Source organism: Candidatus Poriferisodalis sp. (assembly GCF_965205175.1).
Classification (GTDB): Bacteria; Actinomycetota; Acidimicrobiia; order Acidimicrobiales; family Poriferisodalaceae; genus Poriferisodalis.
Genome location: NZ_OZ242038.1, coordinates 1,374,706 through 1,390,745, shown reverse-complemented (window position 1 = coordinate 1,390,745; position 16,040 = coordinate 1,374,706). Strand labels below are relative to the sequence as shown.

The window sequence follows — 16,040 nt, the reverse complement described above, 5'->3', positions numbered from 1 at the left end:
ACGTCGCCTCAGCGCACGTCGAGCGCCAGCAAGTCGTCGATGGTCTCGCGGCGGATGACGAGTCGTGCGTCGCCGCCGGCCACGAACACCACCGCCGGGCGGCCGATGCGGTTGTAGGGCGCACCCATCGAGTAGCCGTAGGCCCCCGTCACCGGCGTGGCCACCAGGTCGCCTGCCGCGAGGCCTGCCGGCACCGGCGCCGACCGCACGATCACGTCGCCCGATTCGCAGTGCTTGCCCACCAGCCGCACACGCTGCGGGCGGGGCTCGTCGGCACGGGCCGGCATGAACGCCGTGTAGTCGCTGCCGTAGAGCATCGGTCGCGGGTTGTCGCCGTAGCCGCCGTCGACCGCCACATAGGTGCGCACGCCCGGCACCTCCTTGACCGCACCCACCGTGTAGATGGTGACCGCTGCGGTCGCGGCGATGGCTCGTCCCGGCTCGGCAACGAGCCGCGCGTCCAGTCCGTGCTCTTCGGCCAGGACAGCCCAGCGGCTCGTCAACGCCTGCCCCCATTCGGCGATGGTGGGCGCCTGCTCCGACTCGACGTAGGCAACGCCGAGGCCACCACCCACCGACAGTTCCCGCAGAGGGCCCGCCGCCGGCCCGGCACCGCCGGACCCAGTGCCGCCGAACCCGGTGCCGCCGAACATCGCCCCCGCGAACGCTGCGACGGCATCGAGCGCCCGGGTCAGGCTGGCCACGCGGAACACCTGGCTGCCGACATGGCAGTGGATGCCGACGAGTTCGACCGACGACATGGCCGCCGCACGCTTGACCGCCAGGCCGGCAGCGCCCTCCGCTGCCGCTCCTTGCCCAACGCCGAAGCCGAACTTGGAGTCCGCCTGCCCGGTCGAGATGTACTCGTGCGTCTCGGCTCGCACATCGGGCGTGACGCGCAGCAGCACTCGCGGTACCGAGCCGTCGGCGCGGTGCAACTCCTCGAGACGGTCCAGTTCCGCGAAAGAATCGACCACTATTCGGCCTACGCCTGCAGCACGGGCCATCGCAAGCTCGCCGACCGACTTGTTGTTGCCGTGCATCACGACGCGCCGGGCCACATCGCCGCCCGACGCCCCAGCGTCCTCGAACGCCCGCAGGACCGTCGCCAGCTCTCCACCGCTGGCGACGTCGATGTCGATGCCTTCGCTGATCGCCAGGCGGGCCATGGCCGCGCACAGGAACGCCTTCGCGGCGTAGGCGGCACACCCGTCGAATGCGGCGACGGCAGCTCGACAGCGAGCGCGCAGGTGGGACTCGTCGTAGACGAACAGCGGCGTGCCGAACTCGGCGGCAAGCTCCACCAGGCTGCAGCCGCCGATGCGCAGGTGGCCGCGATCGGTCAGCTCCGCGGTGTCGGGCAGCAGCCGGAAGGGAATCGGGCCGCTGGGGTCGTCAGCGGTCATTGCCGGTGCGCTGTGTCCCGCTCACATCTGCGACGGCGCGTCCACGCCCAGCAGATCCAGTCCGATAGCCAATCCGATGCGCGTGCCCTCGGTCAGAGCGAGTCGGGCACTTCGCATGTCGGGCGGGACATCGCTGCGCAGAATCGGGCAGTCGTGGTAGAAGCCGTGAAAGGCAGCTGCGAGGTCGCGCACCCAGGCGGTCACCTTGTGCGGCGCGCGTTCGCGCAGCGCAAGCTGCACCACCGAGGGCAGCTGCTCCAGCGAACGCAGCAGTGCCAGCTCCCTATCCGCCGACAGCGGCGAGAGATCGAGGCCCGGCGGCGGCACAGCAGCAATGCCGTCCGCCTCGGCCCGGCGAACGACCGACGCGATGCGGGCGTGCGCGTACTGCACGTAGAACACAGGGTTCTCCGATGCCTGCGCCGACAGCACGTCGACGTCTATGGTCTGGCGAGAGTCGATCGATTGCAACAAGAACGCGAAGCGCGCCACATCGGGTCCGACTGCCTCGATCAGCTCACGGACCTCGACCATCGTGCCGGTGCGCTTGGACAGCTCGATCACCTCGCCGTCGCGCATCAGCGTCACGTTCTGGCCGACGATGGCCTCGTAAGACCCGGCCGGGTGCCCCAGCATCTCCATGGCCGCCGCCATGCGCGGTACGTAGCCGTGGTGGTCGGCGCCCAGCACGTCGATGACGTGGTCGCCGCGGCTGAACTTGTCGTGGTGATAGGCGATGTCGGGTACGAAGTAGGTTGGCTCGCCGTCGCTGCGTCGCAGCACGCGGTCCTTGGAGTCGCCGACGGCGCTGGTCGCCAGCCACTGCGCGCCGTCTCGTTCGTAGACCCGCCCTGCACGGCGAAGCCGCTCCACGACCGCCTCCATGGCACCTGCTTGCACCAGCGCTGTCTCGCTCTGCCAACGGTCGAAGCTGACGTTCATGGCTGCCAGCGACTCGCTGACGTCGCGCAGCGCCCGCTCACGTCCCCACGAGGCCGCGAATGCGGTGTCGACGCTCGCCTGATCTTCCCGCAGCCGGTCTTCGCGCAGTTCGGCTGCCAGTTCGTTCGCCCACTCGATGACGTAGTCGCCGTGGTAACCGCCGTCGGGCACCGGTTCGCCGGCGAGCCGAGCGGCCAGCGAGCGGCCGAACAGCTCCATCTGGTTGCCTCGGTCGTTGACGTAGTACTCGGTGTGGGTGGCATAGCCGCAGCGGCGGAAGAGCCGGGCCAGACTGTCTCCGAACGCACCCCAGCGCCCTCCGCCTGCATGCAGCGGTCCAGTCGGGTTGGCCGACACGAACTCCAGGTTCACCACCTTCCCGCTGCCGCAATCGAAGCGCGCGTAGCGCTCGGTGCCCTTGCGCAGCACCTCCTCGAGCACTTCGTGAAGCCACGACGGCGCCAGGTGCAGGTTCACGAACCCGGGGCCGGCCACTTCGCAGCGCTCCAGATGCGGCAAGCCGGCGCTCTCGAGTTCGGCGGCGAGCCGCTGTCCCAGCTCGCGAGGCGCCATGCCGGCGGTCTTGGCGTGGGTGAGCGCCACGTTGGACGACCAGTCGCCGTGATCGGCGCGAGCAGGACGCTCGAGTCCGATGCGCGAGAGGTCCGCTTCGATGCCGAGGTGGGCAAGGGCAGCCGCGACTGTCTCAGCCAGCACTGCTTCGGTCACCACGGCTCGATCACCGAGGCGAAGCTATCCTTGGCTGCCGGACGTTCGTTGCGGACGCACTGGCGCCGTGTGGACGCTCAGCCCTCGTAGCTCAGGGGAGAGAGCAGTGGCCTCCGGAGCCATGTGCGCAGGTTCGAATCCTGCCGAGGGCGCTCGCCTCTAGCGATGGCGGCGGCGGTCCGCCACGCCGACATTCGCTGACCGCGGGCGCGTCGCGGCTCACCCTGCGGCGGTCCACCCGGTCAGCTCGGTGCGCTGAATCACGATCGCAGCGCCGCTCGGCGGCTGCGCGGCGTACTGGGGATAGCGCCGGCACAGCATGTCGATCGCTGCTTGGTGCTGTTCGCCCTCGGTGTGTACGGCAGCGCGGCCCCGCAGACGCACCCACCACAGGCGCTCCCAGTGGGTGTCGTCGTAGTGCTCGACCAGCATGGTGACCTCAGGGAAGCGTCGAACGTTGTCGAGCCGCTTGAGGTCGGTGGTGGTCTTGGGCTTGTGGTCCACCGCTGTCACCACGATCTCGTCATCGAACGCATAGGTACACGGCACGAGATCGACGCGGCCGTCGGAACGTATGGTCGCCAGCGTCGCCACCCGACCCTCGCACAGCAGTCCCAGCAGCTCAGCCTCAGTCACGGCGTGCCACCCTAGAGCCTGCTCACAGCCTTGCACAGCGAGCCGCGCGCCCTTTGCCCGCCGTCGCGCCGACGGCGAGAGCAACACCAAGATTGACAGCATTGGCATGCTGTCTGCTCATGCCGCTCGGTGTGCTCACTGCAACGGCATCGTCAGCATCAGCCCACCATGAGCAATCATGTACTTGGTATCCGGAATACGTTCAAGTACAGGTTGGTACCCGCATCGTGCCGGTCATGCGAGTCTTCCCGGTTCCTTCCTTGCTGCCTGTCTGGTACGAAGACAAGGAAGTGATTCCAGTCTACGAAACGCGAAAGACGATGGTCAAGTCCTGCACGACAATCAACCATCCACCTGTGTACTCGCAGCAAGATCGCTTTCGCGATTGCGTGAGTGCTGTTGTTGCACCCGGAGGCATGAGTCAAATGTTCTGGAACGATATCGGCGTTATCGCCTGCTTGCTAACGAGCGATGACTAGAAGAGCACAAGGAACCCTAGCGCGGCGGCTGCCAGCACTACAGCAGTAAGCACTGCTTGTAGCACGAAGGTTCGGCGGCAACGCGGAGGTGCGAGCCGCTCAGCTTCAGACTCATCGATTCGCTTCCACCAGACTGAACTGGTTCCGCTGGTATCCATCCAAAATCTGCCCGGCCCTGGATTGAAGCCCGGCGGCGGCGTGGGATCACGGTAGTCGCAAGGCTCGTCGTGACGGCGTCGCGATGACATGCCCAGCACCCTAGCCTTTGTCACTGTAGGATGCACGGTGGAGCACCCGGCACCGTCTGGGTGTTCCACCATGCCCCACAGGTGCGTCCGACTGCCCATGTTGAGTTAATCGCTCTAGCTGTGCTGTATTGAGAGGTCGTTGACAGGTCGCTGCTTAGTTGAGCCTCTTGTGCGAGCGTTGTGTCTGCAAGGACAGCCACGAGCGCAGGAGGCTCAATGTCCCATGCGCCAGTGGCACTTTCCGGGCGCCTGCGGTTGGTGCAACGGGTCGAGGTAGCCGGGCATCGCGCACCGTCAGCCGCCGTACCATCGCGCGAGGTGGGGCTGCCGTAGTATTGGGTCATGGCCATGACCGAGCACACGACCGCGGCGCCGCCTGCGAACAGCGGCGCTGGGGCGCGCTGGACGTTTCAGTGGAAGGAGCTGTACGACGAGGTCATCACGACCGGCCTGTGTACTGGATGCGCAGGATGCGTGATCTCCTGCCCGCACGACGTGATCGGCTACGAGCACCTCCAAGGCGGCTTCACCCCGTTTCACCTCGAGGAGGAGCTAGGGCTCGGGGACTGCGGCCACGGTCAGAAGGGCTGCACCAGCTGCACCCGTGCCTGCCCGCGCTTTCGCACGTGGGAGGACGAGGCCGACGAGTTCATGTTCGGACGCCATCGCACCGCCGACGAGCCCTCCGGCGTCTACAAGGACATCATCTTGACCCGGGCGTCCGACGACTACGTCCACGAGATCGGCCAGGACGGCGGGTTGGTCTCAGCCATCCTCATCTGGGCGCTCGACCATGGTTACATCGACGCTGCGCTGACCTCCTACGTGGGCGAAGGCGACGGCAACCAGTGGACAGCCTCGCCAGGGGTGGCCTTCAACCGCGACGACGTGCTGCGTGGCGCGGGCAGCCGCTACACGTACTCGGCCAACACGCTCGCCTACGACGAAGCCATCGCCGCGGGCGCTAGCAAGATCGCGCTCGTGGGCATGAGCTGCCAGAGCTCGATCCTGCCGGTCGCCAAGTCGCGCAAGGTCGGCAAGGTCGGCAACCGCTTCGTGCTGAACATCGGCCTGTTGTGCTCCAAGTCGTTCGACGAGGCCATCTTCGAGGAGCTGTTCGAGCAGAAGTACGGACTCGATCGGCATCGGATCCGCAAGACGAACATCAAGGGAGTGTTCCAGATCTGGACCCACGACGGCGGCTACTACGAGATCAACCTCAAGGAATGCCACGCCTGGACGCGCGAGGGCTGCAACCACTGCCCGGACTTCGCCGCCGAGCACGCCGACATCTCCACCGGCGGCATCGGCAAGTACAACGACTGGACGCTCACCATCGTCCGCACCGACATCGGCCGTGAGATCATCATGAAGATGCTTGCCGACGGCTCGTTGATCGGGCGTCCCGGCGACGAGGACCCGGGCGCGATTGCACTCATGCACAAGCTCAGCGAGAAATCCCGCGTCCGCTGGCCGGGCTTCGCATGGGAGAAGCCGGCGCTGCTGCCCGAACCGACCAAGAAATAGCACCCGCAGAGCCGATCGGGGCCACGAGATCATCGCGGGCGCGGGCCACAAGCGTCTGTGCCGCTTGAGTTCGGGCCCGCTGCGCTAGTTCGGGTAGGGCACCATCTCGACGTCCTCGATGGCGCCGTCGGCCGCAATGCGCCAGATGCCCACCGTTCCGCGCCGCAGGTCGCCGTTGCCGTCCCAGCCGAGGGGACCCGACGCACCGTCGTAGTCGATCTCGCCACCGCCGGCGAGTACGGCCAGGGCACGGGCAATGCCGGCAGGCCCAGCGATGACGGTCTCGCCCGGCGCGTCCGTCACGGCGCGCAGCTGGTCTCGGATGGCAGCGCCGTGGGTGCTGTCGGCGGCCTGCGCGGCGAGAGCGATGGCGATCACCGCGTCGTAGGACTCGCGCAGGTAGATGAGGTCAGCCACTTCGCCGTTCGCTGCCGCAGCCGTCTCCTGCCAAGCAATTGCTGAAGCAGTGCCGCGCTGGTGACCGCTGGCCACGCCGTAGGTACCCGCGAGCTGTTCGATTCCGACCTCGGTGACGAAGTCCGGATCCTTCACCCCGCCGCCGAAGACAAAACGTTCAAAGAGCCCGGCATCGAGGGCTTCGCCCATGATGACCCTGCCCTCCGGCGGAAAGGTGAGCAGAACCAGCGCGTCGGGTTCGTCTTGCATGCTCTCTTCGAGCGCGACGAGGTAGCTGGACTCCCCGGCATCCACGGCCACAGCGGTGGCGTCGCCGTCCCAAGCATCGAGAAACGCTTCGGAGAGCCCTCGCCCCCAAGCGTCGTCACGGTAGATGACCCCGACGCTGGAGTAGCCGAGATCGCTGGTCAGCCGTGCCAGGACGGGTCCCTGCGCGATGTCTGACAGCACGGTGCGAAAGAAGAAGTCTCCGTCAGCCGCGGCGGTCAGCAGCGGCGACGTAGCAGACGAGCTGACGACCGGAATGCCCAAGGGCGCAGCCACCTCCGCGATGACCGTCAGCGCGTCGGCGCTGAAGCCGGGGCCGAACAGCGCATGTACGCCTTCGTCCTCCACCAGACGACGAGCCTCCTCCACTGCTCCTGCAGGGGAGAAGGTGTCCCCCACCACCAACTCGACAGGCCGCCCGAACACGCCGCCTCCCTCGTTGACATGCTCGGCGGCGAGATACACGATCTGCTGTTGGGCTATGTCCACGGTGGAGGGTTCGTCGCCGAGGCTCAGCAACAGCCCGATCCTGAGCGGAGCCGCCTCCTCACTGCTGCCGCACGCCGCTAGGACACCCGCCAACGTCACCACCAGCGCCGCTCCCAGCCTCAGCGCTCGCGGTCTTCGCGCACGCAGTGCCGGGGCACCCAGCCGAATACGCGCCCGACCACGCGGCACCCTCACCGACTCACTGTAGGCCATCCGCCAAGCGGCCAGCTGATGAGAAGTCCCAGCGCTCACGACCGTCGAGAGCTACGTGTGATGCCGCGTGAGGTTTGTACCGACCCACCTACCAACAACCAACCAGCGAAACCCTCCACAGCCGGCAACGGCTCACAGCCCGCGGACCCTAAGCCCACCCGCAGCCCGGCCCCCACAACACAGCTAGCGGCACCGAAGGTAGCCTGCGCTCATGGACATCCGGATCGGCATCACGCATGGCGGTCGCGAGCTCACCGTCGAGGTGGACGACTCGGCAGCCGAGGATGCCGCTGCCTCGCTCGAGACCGCACTCAGCGGCGATGCCAGCGTGCTCTGGCTGACCGATCGCAGCGGTCGCCGCGTCGGTGTGCCGATCGACAAGCTCGCCTACCTCGAGCTGGGTCCCGCGGGCGACCGGCGCATCGGCTTCGCTGCAGACTGAGCGACCCATGCCGGCAATTGCTGACCGGCCGCAGTCCGACGCCGACCTGCAGCGTGATGCCGTCGACAGCCCGCGCCGGCACCTGCGCCAGCTCATGGCGTGGTGGTCGCTGCTCGCGGACCTGTCGTTCTCCGACCTGCTGCTGTTCGTGCCCGGTCGGGTGAGATCGCTCGTCGATCTGCCCGCCGACGTCTCGCCCGGCAACATGTCCAACGAGGCTGCCGCGTCCCCCCTCGCTCGCTCGCCTCGCCTTCCGCCGCCGCTTGCTCCAGACAGCCCGCTCACCGTGATCGGCCAGATCCGGCCCACCACCGGACGCACCCTGTACCGCGACGACCACGTCGGGCTGTGCGTGACCGCCGGCGAGCGCCCTTCGGTGTCGGAAGCCTTCACGAGCGGCCGGATCGTCACCGGCGAGGGCCTGCGCGTCCCGGGCGACCGGCGCGCCCGCATCACTGCCGTGCCGGTCAGCTTCGATGGCGCAACCATCGCGGTGATGAGCAGCGAGGTGACGCCGCGATTCACCGACATCCGCGATCCAGGCGAACTCGAGCGCACCTACATCGCGACGTTCGGCCGCCTCGCCCGCATGGTCGCCGCAGGCCAGTTCCCCTACCGAGGCGCCGACGACACCGACGAGGGAGCGCCGCGAGTCGGCGACGGGCTGATGCTGACCGACGACACCACGCGCATCGGCTTCGCGTCGCCGAATGCCGTCAGTGCGCTGCACCGCATCGGGGTGGGAGGCAACGTACACGGTCGCCGCGTGCGAGACTTAGACCTCGGGCCTGACGTGGTGGGGCACGCCATCAGCGGCGGCCTTCCGGTAGTCGGCGAGGTCGAGCACCAGTCCGTCACAGTGCAGCTGCAGGCGTTGCCGCTGACCGACACGCCGGTGCGCAGCGCCTTGGTCATGCTGCGTGACGTGACCGAGCTGCGCCGCCGCGACCGGCTGCTCATCTCCAAGGAAGCCACCATCCGCGAGATCCACCATCGGGTCACCAACAACCTGCAGACGGTCTCGTCGCTGCTGCGCATCCAAGCCCGCCGATTGGCGTCGAAGGAGGCCTACCGAGCGCTCGACGAGGCGGGGCGGCGCATCCGCGCCATCGCGCTGGTGCATCAGACGCTGTCGGCCGAGACGACCGACGACGTCGACTTCTGCAGCGTCGCCGAGACGCTCACCGAGACCATGCGCCAGAGCATCACCTTTCCGGGGCGCCCGATCGAGTTCACCGTCTCCTGCGATGTGGGCATGCTTCGCTCGCAGACGGCGACATCGCTGGCGGTGGTGCTCAACGAACTCCTCCAGAACGCCGTGGACCACGCGTTCCCGCAACTGTGGGAGATCGAGGATCATGCCCATGCGCTGCCGCCGGAACGTGATGCACCCGGGTTCGAGGAGTGCCCCATCGGTCGGGTGGAAGTGGAGATCTCGCGGCCGTCGGCGGACCTGCTGTCGATGACAGTGCGCGACGACGGTGTGGGCATCCCGGACAGCTACGACGCGCAGCGCTCCGGCGGGCTCGGCACCTCGATCGTCCGGGCGCTGTGCGGGGCCGATCTCGGCGGCACGTTCGAGGTCCGGCGCCGCACGCCCCCGCCGGGCTCGGAGGCGGTCATGCAGATTCCCCTCCGCACAGCCACCTGACCGCTGCACCGGCTGACGGATCTGAGTCTCTTGAGTCAGCTCACCCGACCTTGGCCGGCCTCAACGGCGCGCTGAACCCTGCGACGGCTCGTCCCGCCGGCTGGGTCACCGAGGCAGAACCGGCACGGCCAGTTGCAGCACGTCGGGAACCCACTCGAGCCTGCACACGTCCGCCGCGCCGAGGTGGTCGCCGTCGAGCTGACGGCCGAAGGGGCGACAGCCCACCACAGTGACATCGTGTACGTCGTCGATGCGCTGTACCACGCTCGGGTCCACGGCGGCCAGGCTGCCGTGTGCACGCAGTACCGCAGAGAGCACCCCGAGCGCGTCGGTGAACCGCAGCGAACGCAATCCGACGACGGACAGCCCGGTGTGCAGCTGCGCCGCGGGAGCTACACGGACCGGGCGGCTGCCGAGATAGGTGTACGGGTCGGTGTTGGCCACGATGACCGCGAAGCAGCCCTCTATGGCCGCGGGCGCCGGTGAGTCGACCTGCGCACGCAGCATTCCCGTTCGTCGGTCGCGACGGCGCGCCAGCACCTCGACAGCGGCCAGCAGGAACAGCGGGTGGCCGAGATACCGCTTGAGCGTCGGATGCCGTTCGACCCGCTCGACGACGTCGGCGTCGAGTCCCATGCCGCAGTGAAACAAGAAGTAGCGGCCCAAGGTGCGTCCGAGGCCCGCCGAGGTGACACTGCCGAACTCGAGTGCGTCGAGCACCGCTCGGACTGCGAGCAGTGGGTCGTCAGGCGTGCCGATCGTGCGCGCGAAGACGTTAGTCGAGCCGCCGGGCAATGCAGCAAGAATGCAATCGGTGCCCGCGACGCCGTTGGCCGCCTCGTTGAGCGTGCCGTCGCCGCCCAGCACCACCACTGCACCGATGCCCGACACGGCCGCCCCGCGCGCCAGACGAGCGGCGTGATCTCGCCGGTTGGTGAAGGCCACCTCGGTGTCGTGTCGCTGTGAGAGTGCCGTGTGAATCAGCACCCGTGTCCGCGCCGTCGTCGACGAGGCAGAGTCGTTGACGAGCAGCAGGACGCGCATTGCCCAAGTCTCGCCCCGCGGCAAGCCTGCGAGCGCATGACCGTCGCGAACTCGGCTGCATTCGGAACAGCACGTCGGTTCGGCCTGGCGGCGTGGCACCACGGTGTGGCAACCAGAGCGCGAGTCGGCAGACTCTCGCTCCATGAAGGTCGTTGTGTGCGTCAAGCAGATTCCGGATCCGGCCATTCCCGGCCAGCTGGTGCCCGAGACATGGACGCTGAACCGGGACGACAAGCTGATTCTCGACGAGTCGGACTCCTACGGCGTCGAGATGGCGCTGCAGCTCGCCGAGGCCGGCGACGGCGGACACGTGTCGCTGGTGTCGATGGCGCCTCGTTCGGAGACCAGCGGACTGAGGACGGCTCTGGCCATGGGCGCCGACGACGCCGTGCTCATCAGTGACGATGCGCTCGCCGGCAGCGACGCTCTCGGCACGGCCAAGGTGCTCGGCGCTGCTATCGCCGAATTGGAAGCCGACCTCGTGCTGGCCGGCGTCGAGTCCAGCGACGGGTACACCGGCACCGTCCCTGAGATGATCGCCGGGGTGATGGGGCTGCCGTCGATCACGTTCGCGAAGCAGATCCAGATCGCCGACGGCGTTGCCAGTGTGCAGCGCCAGACCGAGGACGGCTTCGACCAAGTGGAATGCGCTCTTCCGGCCGTCGTGTCCGTGACGGCGGGCGTAGTGGAGCCGCGCTATCCGTCCTTCAAGGGGATCATGGCGGCCAAGAAGAAACCGGTGGAAGCCAAGGACCTTGCGGCGCTCGGCATCGACGCGGCTTCGGTCGGCGCCGCGGGCGCTCGTCAAGAAACCGTCGAGGTGACCGACGCTCCCGAACGAGAAGCCGGCGAGATCATCACCGACGAGGGCGACGCGCACGCCAACGTCGTCGAGTTCTTGGCCGAGCTCAAGATCATCTGAACCTGACGGGAACCGATCGCCATGACATTCGCACAGATACTGCTCTTCGCTGAAGGCGATGCGGACGGCCCGTCGGGCTTGACGCTGGAGCTGGCCACCAAGGCCCGCTCACTGGCCGATCGCGTCACCGCCTTTGCGCCCGCACACGGCGAGGCGATGGCCGACGAGCTGGGTGCTCACGGCGTGTCGACCGTGTACGCGCTCGACGGACGGGGCGACGGGCTGATCGGCGTCCACGCCGCTGCGGCACTCGCCCGGCTGCTGGAGACCGCATCGCCCGATGCGGTGTTCTTCGGCCAGACCACCGACGGACGCGATGCGGCTGCCCGGCTGGCGGTCTCGGCGGACCGCCCGGTGTCCACCAACAATGTCGGTGCAGAGATCCGCGATGGGGTGCTCGTCACCGTGGAGCCGGTCTTCGGCGGGACACAGAACGTGTTCACCGCCTACCGAGCGCCCGCGCCTGCGCTGGCAATGTTCCGACCGAAGAGCTTCGAGGCCGAACCCTGCGGCGGCGGTGCCGCCGGTGTGGAGAGCGTCGCCGCAGTCGATCCCGGCGAAGCGGGACGAGCACGGGTGACCGGTCGCCATGCCGAGGAGCGCTCCGGACCGCAGCTCGACGACGCTGCCGTGGTCGTCTCGGGCGGTCGAGGGCTGGGCCAGCCAGAGGCGTACTCGATGGTCGAGGAACTCGCAGACCTGCTGGGAGCAGCATCGGGTGCCTCGCGCGCGATCGTGGACGCCGGCTGGGTGCCCTATGCGAAGCAGGTCGGCCAGACCGGCAAGGTGGTGAAGCCGAACGTCTACATCGCCTGCGGCATCTCCGGCGCCACCCAGCACTTGGTGGGCATGAAGGGCGCCAAGAACATCGTTGCGATCAACAAGGACCCGGAGGCGCCGATCTTCGGAGTGGCCGACCTCGGCATCGTGGGCGACGTGCACAAGGTGATGCCGGCGCTGATCGAGGCGCTCAAGTCCCGCTAGACCAGCGCTGTTCCCAACGGCCGCCGGCTAGACCAGCGGCCAGGGCCAGCGGCGGCCGCCGTCGTCTTCGGGGAATCTGCCGAACTCCGCGAGCCATTCGGCACGTTCTGCGAGCGCCCGAAGCTCGTCTGGCCGCAGCCACTGCGCAAGTTCTTCCGGCGGACCCGCGGCCAAGCCGACCGCTGCGCGCAGCTCGTCGTCGAGCGGCTCGCCCCCGAAGTCCCAGATGACCGTCCGCAGCTTGAAGTCGCTCGCGAAGCACAGGCCTTGATCGATGCCGTAGATCGGTCCCCAGCGTGACGCCAAGCAGTGACCGGACTTGCGGTCGGTGTTGTTGGCGACTAGATCGAAGGCGCAGATGCGCCGCAGATCGCCATGGTGACGACGATCGGCAACCAGCGTGAAGTAGTGCTCGGCGACATCAGCGTCGATGAACAACTGCACTGAACCCACCCCCAGCGGACCGTCCCGCTCGACAGTCGGCGGGATGATGCGCCAACCCAACGCCTGCGACAGCTCGAACGCCGCGACTTCCCGCCGGTACAGACCGGAGGGAAAGTCCCACAGCGGCCGCTCCCCTCTGGCGGGCTTGTAGATCGCAGCAGTGGAAGCGGTGGGATGATCGATGCGCACCAAGAACGTGGCGTTGCTGCTGTAGGGCATGCGCCCGAGGATCGTGATGTCCCCTTGGCTCAGCACGCTCAAGGCGAGGTGCGTCGGCGGGTCCGCGATGACCGGCAGCGTGAGTGCCTCGCCCTCGTCGCTGCGGGGCAGCACCGTCAGCTGCGGCGCGGACGGTGACCGTTGCGCATGCCGAAGTTCCGCCCTTCCTCCACGAGCAGCGCCGCTTGCTGAGCGAAGCCGAGCGCCATCGCGTAGTCGAGATGGAATCGTGCGCGGCCGCCCGAACGCTCGAGGTCCTCATCGGCCATCTCGTGTTCTGCGCTTGGGCCAGACTCGGGTTCGGCGTCGTCGTCTTCGATCTCGTCGTCTTCGATCTCGTGGGCGATGACCACGATGACCTTTCCTTCGGGGTCGAGTCCCGATGCGAGGCGGCCGACGGTCCACGCCGCGCTGACCGGTTCGACCAGCGTGCCGACATCGGCGGAAGGACCGTCGTAATTCTCGCCTTGGAGCAGCTCTCGGAGCAGGTTGGCCAGTGCCCAGACCTGTGCTTTCTCCAGCTTGAGCGAGATGACGTGTCCTGCCTCGGTCGCCTGCAGGAAGAAGATCCGCCGTCCGGGCGGCCCCACCGTGCCGGCTACGAACGTGTCGGGATCGCGCAAGTCGAAGTCGTCAGTCATGCCACTGCCCATGCTGTGAGGTCAGCCGTGCTGTTGGCGGCCAGCACGGTAGGGCCGTCAGCGCCATAGAGGATCGCCGTCACCGAGCACGGCGACACCACGAGCCGCTGGAACAGGTCGAGGTGAGTCCCCATGGCATCTGCCACCAGCGCCTTGATGGGGTCGGCGTGGCTGACCGCGACCACGGTGGCGCCGCGATGGCGTGCCGCCAGCTCGGTCGCAGCCGCGCAGATGCGCACCTGCATCTGGCGGAACGTCTCACCGCCGGGGAAGCAGAAACCGCTGGGGTATCGCTGCACCTGGGACCACGCCGCCAGCTTGCTCAGCTCTGCGAGCCGGCGTCCGGTCCAAGTGCCCATGTCCGCCTCGTTCAGCCCCTCATGGGTGCGCACGCGACGCCCGAGGGCTTTGGCAATCGGCCCCGCCGTCTGCTGCGCGCGCTCCAATGGGCTGGCGTACACCGCAGCCACCTGGCGCCCTCCGGCGGCAATGCGCTCCGCTGCGCGCGCAGCCTGCTGCTGCCCGGCCTCGCACAGGTGAACTCCGGGTCGACGTCCGTACAGCTCGACGCCGGTAGTCGGTGTCAGGCCGTGACGGACGAACAGCATCAGGGTGGGTCGAGGTCGGCTCGGCACCGGCACGAAGCTACTTGGCTGGCACACTCTCAGCGTGAGCGTTGAGGCCCTGCGACGGCTGGGTGAAGAGATCGCCGCATGCAGACGCTGCGACCGGCTGGTGGCGTGGCGCGAGAGGACCGCCGCGGACAAGCGGGCCGCTTTCGCCGAGCAGGACTACTGGGGCCGCGGCGTGCCTGGCTTCGGCGATCCGTTCGCTGCAGTCGTGCTCGTCGGGCTGGCACCGGCGGCACACGGCGCGAACCGCACTGGCCGGATGTTCACCGGCGACCGTTCCGGTGATTTCCTGTTCGCGGCGCTGCACCGCTGCGGCTTCGCCAACCAGCCCACGTCTGCAGGTGTCGACGACGGGCTGATGCTGAGCGACGCGTACATCACCGCTGCGGTCCGCTGCGCGCCGCCGGTCAACAAGCCGTCGCCAGGCGAACGCGACGCCTGTCGGCCGTATCTCGAACGCGAGCTGGCGCTGCTCGCCAACGCACGCGTCGCTGTCGCGCTTGGCGGCTTCGCCTACGCCGTGCTGTGTGCCATCGGCGGCGTGCGGCCCCGGCCGCGCTTCGGTCACGGCACCGTCGCCGAAGTACCCGCCAGCAGCGACTCGGGCGAGGACACCAGACCGCTGGCCGGCATCTCTCGCATCGTCTGCTCGTTCCATCCGAGCCAGCAGAACACCTTCACCGGCCGCCTCAGCGCCGAAGGGGTCGATACGGTGCTGCGCGATGCGCGTCGGCTGGCGAACCTCTCGCCCGCCTGAGCAGATGCACCGGGCCGCGCGTGCCGTGGCTGTGATGTTGGCGACTGCGGCCATGCTGGCCTGCTCGGCAACCATCACAGACGTGACCCCGGCGAACGACCGCCAAGGCGTGGCGCCTTCCGACGCGGGTCTCAGCAACCCCGCAACACTCGTGCCGCCGACCACATCCGGTGCGGACGCTCCGCCGCTGATGGCAATCGAACCGCTCGTGGCGTTCATGGACGCATGCGTGGCCGGTGCTGATCTCGTGGGGCCCTGCCACTGCGCTGCGCGCCGCATGGAAGGCGGCCTCGCTGTTGCCGACCTCGAAGTGCTCGAGGACCGCATGTCGGGCGCCTTGGAGTTCCCGCCGGAGCTGGCGACTGCGTTGGTGGACTGTCGCGAGGCTGCACCGCCGCCCGCGTGGCCCGATGCCCGTCAGCAGCAGTACTTGAACGCGTGTTCTGCCGGCTCAGACCGGCTGAAGAGTTTGTGCGCCTGTTCGCTGGCCCGTGCTCAGCAGGTCGTGCCGGCTCATCGACTCGGCGACTACCTAGCGAGCAACGAGGTGCAACCCGCCATTGCCGAATTCATCAACCAGTGCATCTAGTTGTCTGACGGGCGCAGCTGAACGACACGAGCATGTACATGAATCGCCACATCTGTATTCGCCCTGCGAGTTGCTCCCACGATGAGAAACCAATCGACGATTGCCCAAAGTCCCGCACCGCCGAACGTCAGCAACTTGGCGGCTCCTAGACCGATGTGACCGATATAGAAGCGGTCAATACCCAGCATGCCCAGCAGCAAACTTGCCAGCAGCGCTACCCATGGTTTCTTGCGCCTAGCTGCGTACTGAGCATCGAACTGCAGCCGTTCTTCGCTCGAAAGATTCGACTTCAGGCTGATGACCTGTGCTTCGTCGATGTCCATGGTTTTCTCTTCGTCCGGATTGCGTCACGTTCGTGGGCA

17 protein-coding genes and 1 tRNA gene are annotated in these 16,040 nt (G+C 67.7%); 9 read left to right on the top strand and 9 right to left on the bottom strand.

Translation table 11 applies throughout. The features are described 5' to 3' along the window. Window positions 1-8: 8 nt before the first annotated feature. Together lysA and argS are read right to left on the bottom strand one after the other, a co-directional pair. Window positions 9-1,406 (bottom strand): diaminopimelate decarboxylase, encoded by a 1,398-nt coding sequence (gene lysA / locus ACOGI4_RS06130; RefSeq protein WP_419843040.1) that lies wholly within the window; start codon window positions 1,404-1,406, stop codon window positions 9-11. A gap of 21 nt (window positions 1,407-1,427) precedes the next feature. Next, a complete protein-coding gene (gene argS / locus ACOGI4_RS06125; RefSeq protein WP_419843039.1) occupies window positions 1,428-3,077 on the bottom strand; it encodes an arginine--tRNA ligase in 1,650 nt (549 codons plus the stop codon). An 80-nt stretch (window positions 3,078-3,157) separates the two neighbouring features. Here argS and ACOGI4_RS06120 point away from each other — a divergent pair. After that, window positions 3,158-3,229, top strand: a tRNA-Arg gene (locus ACOGI4_RS06120). A gap of 67 nt (window positions 3,230-3,296) precedes the next feature. Here ACOGI4_RS06120 and ACOGI4_RS06115 read toward each other — a convergent pair. Continuing rightward, window positions 3,297-3,713, bottom strand: coding sequence for a TIGR03668 family PPOX class F420-dependent oxidoreductase (locus tag ACOGI4_RS06115; protein WP_419843038.1), 417 nt, complete (start codon window positions 3,711-3,713; stop codon window positions 3,297-3,299). A gap of 119 nt (window positions 3,714-3,832) precedes the next feature. On the opposite strand from ACOGI4_RS06115, the gene ACOGI4_RS06110 reads away from it, so the two are divergent. Together ACOGI4_RS06110 and ACOGI4_RS06105 are read left to right on the top strand one after the other, a co-directional pair. Beyond that, entirely contained in the window at window positions 3,833-4,192 is a 360-nt protein-coding gene (locus ACOGI4_RS06110) for a hypothetical protein (protein ID WP_419843037.1), read from the top strand. Between the two features lie 590 nt (window positions 4,193-4,782). After that, window positions 4,783-5,967, top strand: coding sequence for a Coenzyme F420 hydrogenase/dehydrogenase, beta subunit C-terminal domain (locus ACOGI4_RS06105; RefSeq protein WP_419843036.1), 1,185 nt, complete (start codon window positions 4,783-4,785; stop codon window positions 5,965-5,967). Between the two features lie 84 nt (window positions 5,968-6,051). On the opposite strand, the gene ACOGI4_RS06100 is transcribed toward ACOGI4_RS06105, so the two are convergent. Next, window positions 6,052-7,335, bottom strand: coding sequence for an ABC transporter substrate-binding protein (locus ACOGI4_RS06100; protein ID WP_419843035.1), 1,284 nt, complete (start codon window positions 7,333-7,335; stop codon window positions 6,052-6,054). 229 nt (window positions 7,336-7,564) lie between these two features. Between ACOGI4_RS06100 and ACOGI4_RS06095 the strand changes: the two genes are divergently transcribed. Together ACOGI4_RS06095 and ACOGI4_RS06090 are read left to right on the top strand one after the other, a co-directional pair. Then, complete coding sequence (locus ACOGI4_RS06095) at window positions 7,565-7,795, top strand: DUF3107 domain-containing protein (protein WP_419843034.1); 231 nt, start codon at window positions 7,565-7,567, stop codon at window positions 7,793-7,795. A gap of 7 nt (window positions 7,796-7,802) precedes the next feature. Continuing rightward, window positions 7,803-9,446: a sensor histidine kinase gene (locus tag ACOGI4_RS06090; protein WP_419843033.1), complete on the top strand. Its 1,644-nt coding sequence runs from the start codon at window positions 7,803-7,805 to the stop codon at window positions 9,444-9,446. 105 nt (window positions 9,447-9,551) lie between these two features. Here the strand turns inward: ACOGI4_RS06090 and ACOGI4_RS06085 are convergent, their stop codons facing one another. After that, window positions 9,552-10,490: a diacylglycerol/lipid kinase family protein gene (locus ACOGI4_RS06085; protein ID WP_419843032.1), complete on the bottom strand. Its 939-nt coding sequence runs from the start codon at window positions 10,488-10,490 to the stop codon at window positions 9,552-9,554. 142 nt (window positions 10,491-10,632) lie between these two features. Here ACOGI4_RS06085 and ACOGI4_RS06080 point away from each other — a divergent pair, with 142 nt between their 5' ends. Both ACOGI4_RS06080 and ACOGI4_RS06075 read left to right on the top strand, forming a co-directional pair. Further along, window positions 10,633-11,412, top strand: a complete 780-nt coding sequence (locus tag ACOGI4_RS06080; RefSeq protein ID WP_419843031.1) for an electron transfer flavoprotein subunit beta/FixA family protein — start codon at window positions 10,633-10,635, stop codon at window positions 11,410-11,412. Window positions 11,413-11,433: 21 nt separating this feature from the next. Further along, window positions 11,434-12,396, top strand: a complete 963-nt coding sequence (locus ACOGI4_RS06075; protein ID WP_419843030.1) for an electron transfer flavoprotein subunit alpha/FixB family protein — start codon at window positions 11,434-11,436, stop codon at window positions 12,394-12,396. Window positions 12,397-12,423: 27 nt separating this feature from the next. On the opposite strand, the gene ACOGI4_RS06070 is transcribed toward ACOGI4_RS06075, so the two are convergent. From ACOGI4_RS06070 to ACOGI4_RS06060, 3 genes are read right to left on the bottom strand one after another with little or no spacing between them, the layout of a single operon-like run. Beyond that, the gene (locus ACOGI4_RS06070; RefSeq protein WP_419843029.1) at window positions 12,424-13,173 is read right to left on the bottom strand and encodes an SCO1664 family protein; all 750 of its coding nucleotides are present in this window, start codon (window positions 13,171-13,173) and stop codon (window positions 12,424-12,426) included. A 2-nt stretch (window positions 13,174-13,175) separates the two neighbouring features. Continuing rightward, a complete protein-coding gene (locus ACOGI4_RS06065) occupies window positions 13,176-13,700 on the bottom strand; it encodes a DUF3090 family protein (RefSeq protein ID WP_419843028.1) in 525 nt (174 codons plus the stop codon). Beyond that, the gene (locus ACOGI4_RS06060; protein ID WP_419843027.1) at window positions 13,697-14,335 is read right to left on the bottom strand and encodes an MSMEG_4193 family putative phosphomutase; all 639 of its coding nucleotides are present in this window, start codon (window positions 14,333-14,335) and stop codon (window positions 13,697-13,699) included. The genes ACOGI4_RS06065 and ACOGI4_RS06060 overlap by 4 nt, the downstream gene beginning before the upstream one ends. Window positions 14,336-14,369: 34 nt before the next feature. Between ACOGI4_RS06060 and ACOGI4_RS06055 the strand changes: the two genes are divergently transcribed. After that, window positions 14,370-15,089 (top strand): uracil-DNA glycosylase, encoded by a 720-nt coding sequence (locus tag ACOGI4_RS06055; protein WP_419843026.1) that lies wholly within the window; start codon window positions 14,370-14,372, stop codon window positions 15,087-15,089. Then, window positions 15,055-15,678: a hypothetical protein gene (locus ACOGI4_RS06050; RefSeq protein WP_419843148.1), complete on the top strand. Its 624-nt coding sequence runs from the start codon at window positions 15,055-15,057 to the stop codon at window positions 15,676-15,678. Before ACOGI4_RS06055 ends, ACOGI4_RS06050 begins: the two co-directional genes overlap by 35 nt. Here the strand turns inward: ACOGI4_RS06050 and ACOGI4_RS06045 are convergent. Next, on the bottom strand, window positions 15,675-16,001 hold the full coding sequence (locus ACOGI4_RS06045) for a TM2 domain-containing protein (protein WP_419843025.1): 327 nt from the start codon (window positions 15,999-16,001) through the stop codon (window positions 15,675-15,677). The two genes, ACOGI4_RS06050 and ACOGI4_RS06045, sit on opposite strands and share 4 nt — an antisense overlap. Window positions 16,002-16,040 lie beyond the last annotated feature (39 nt).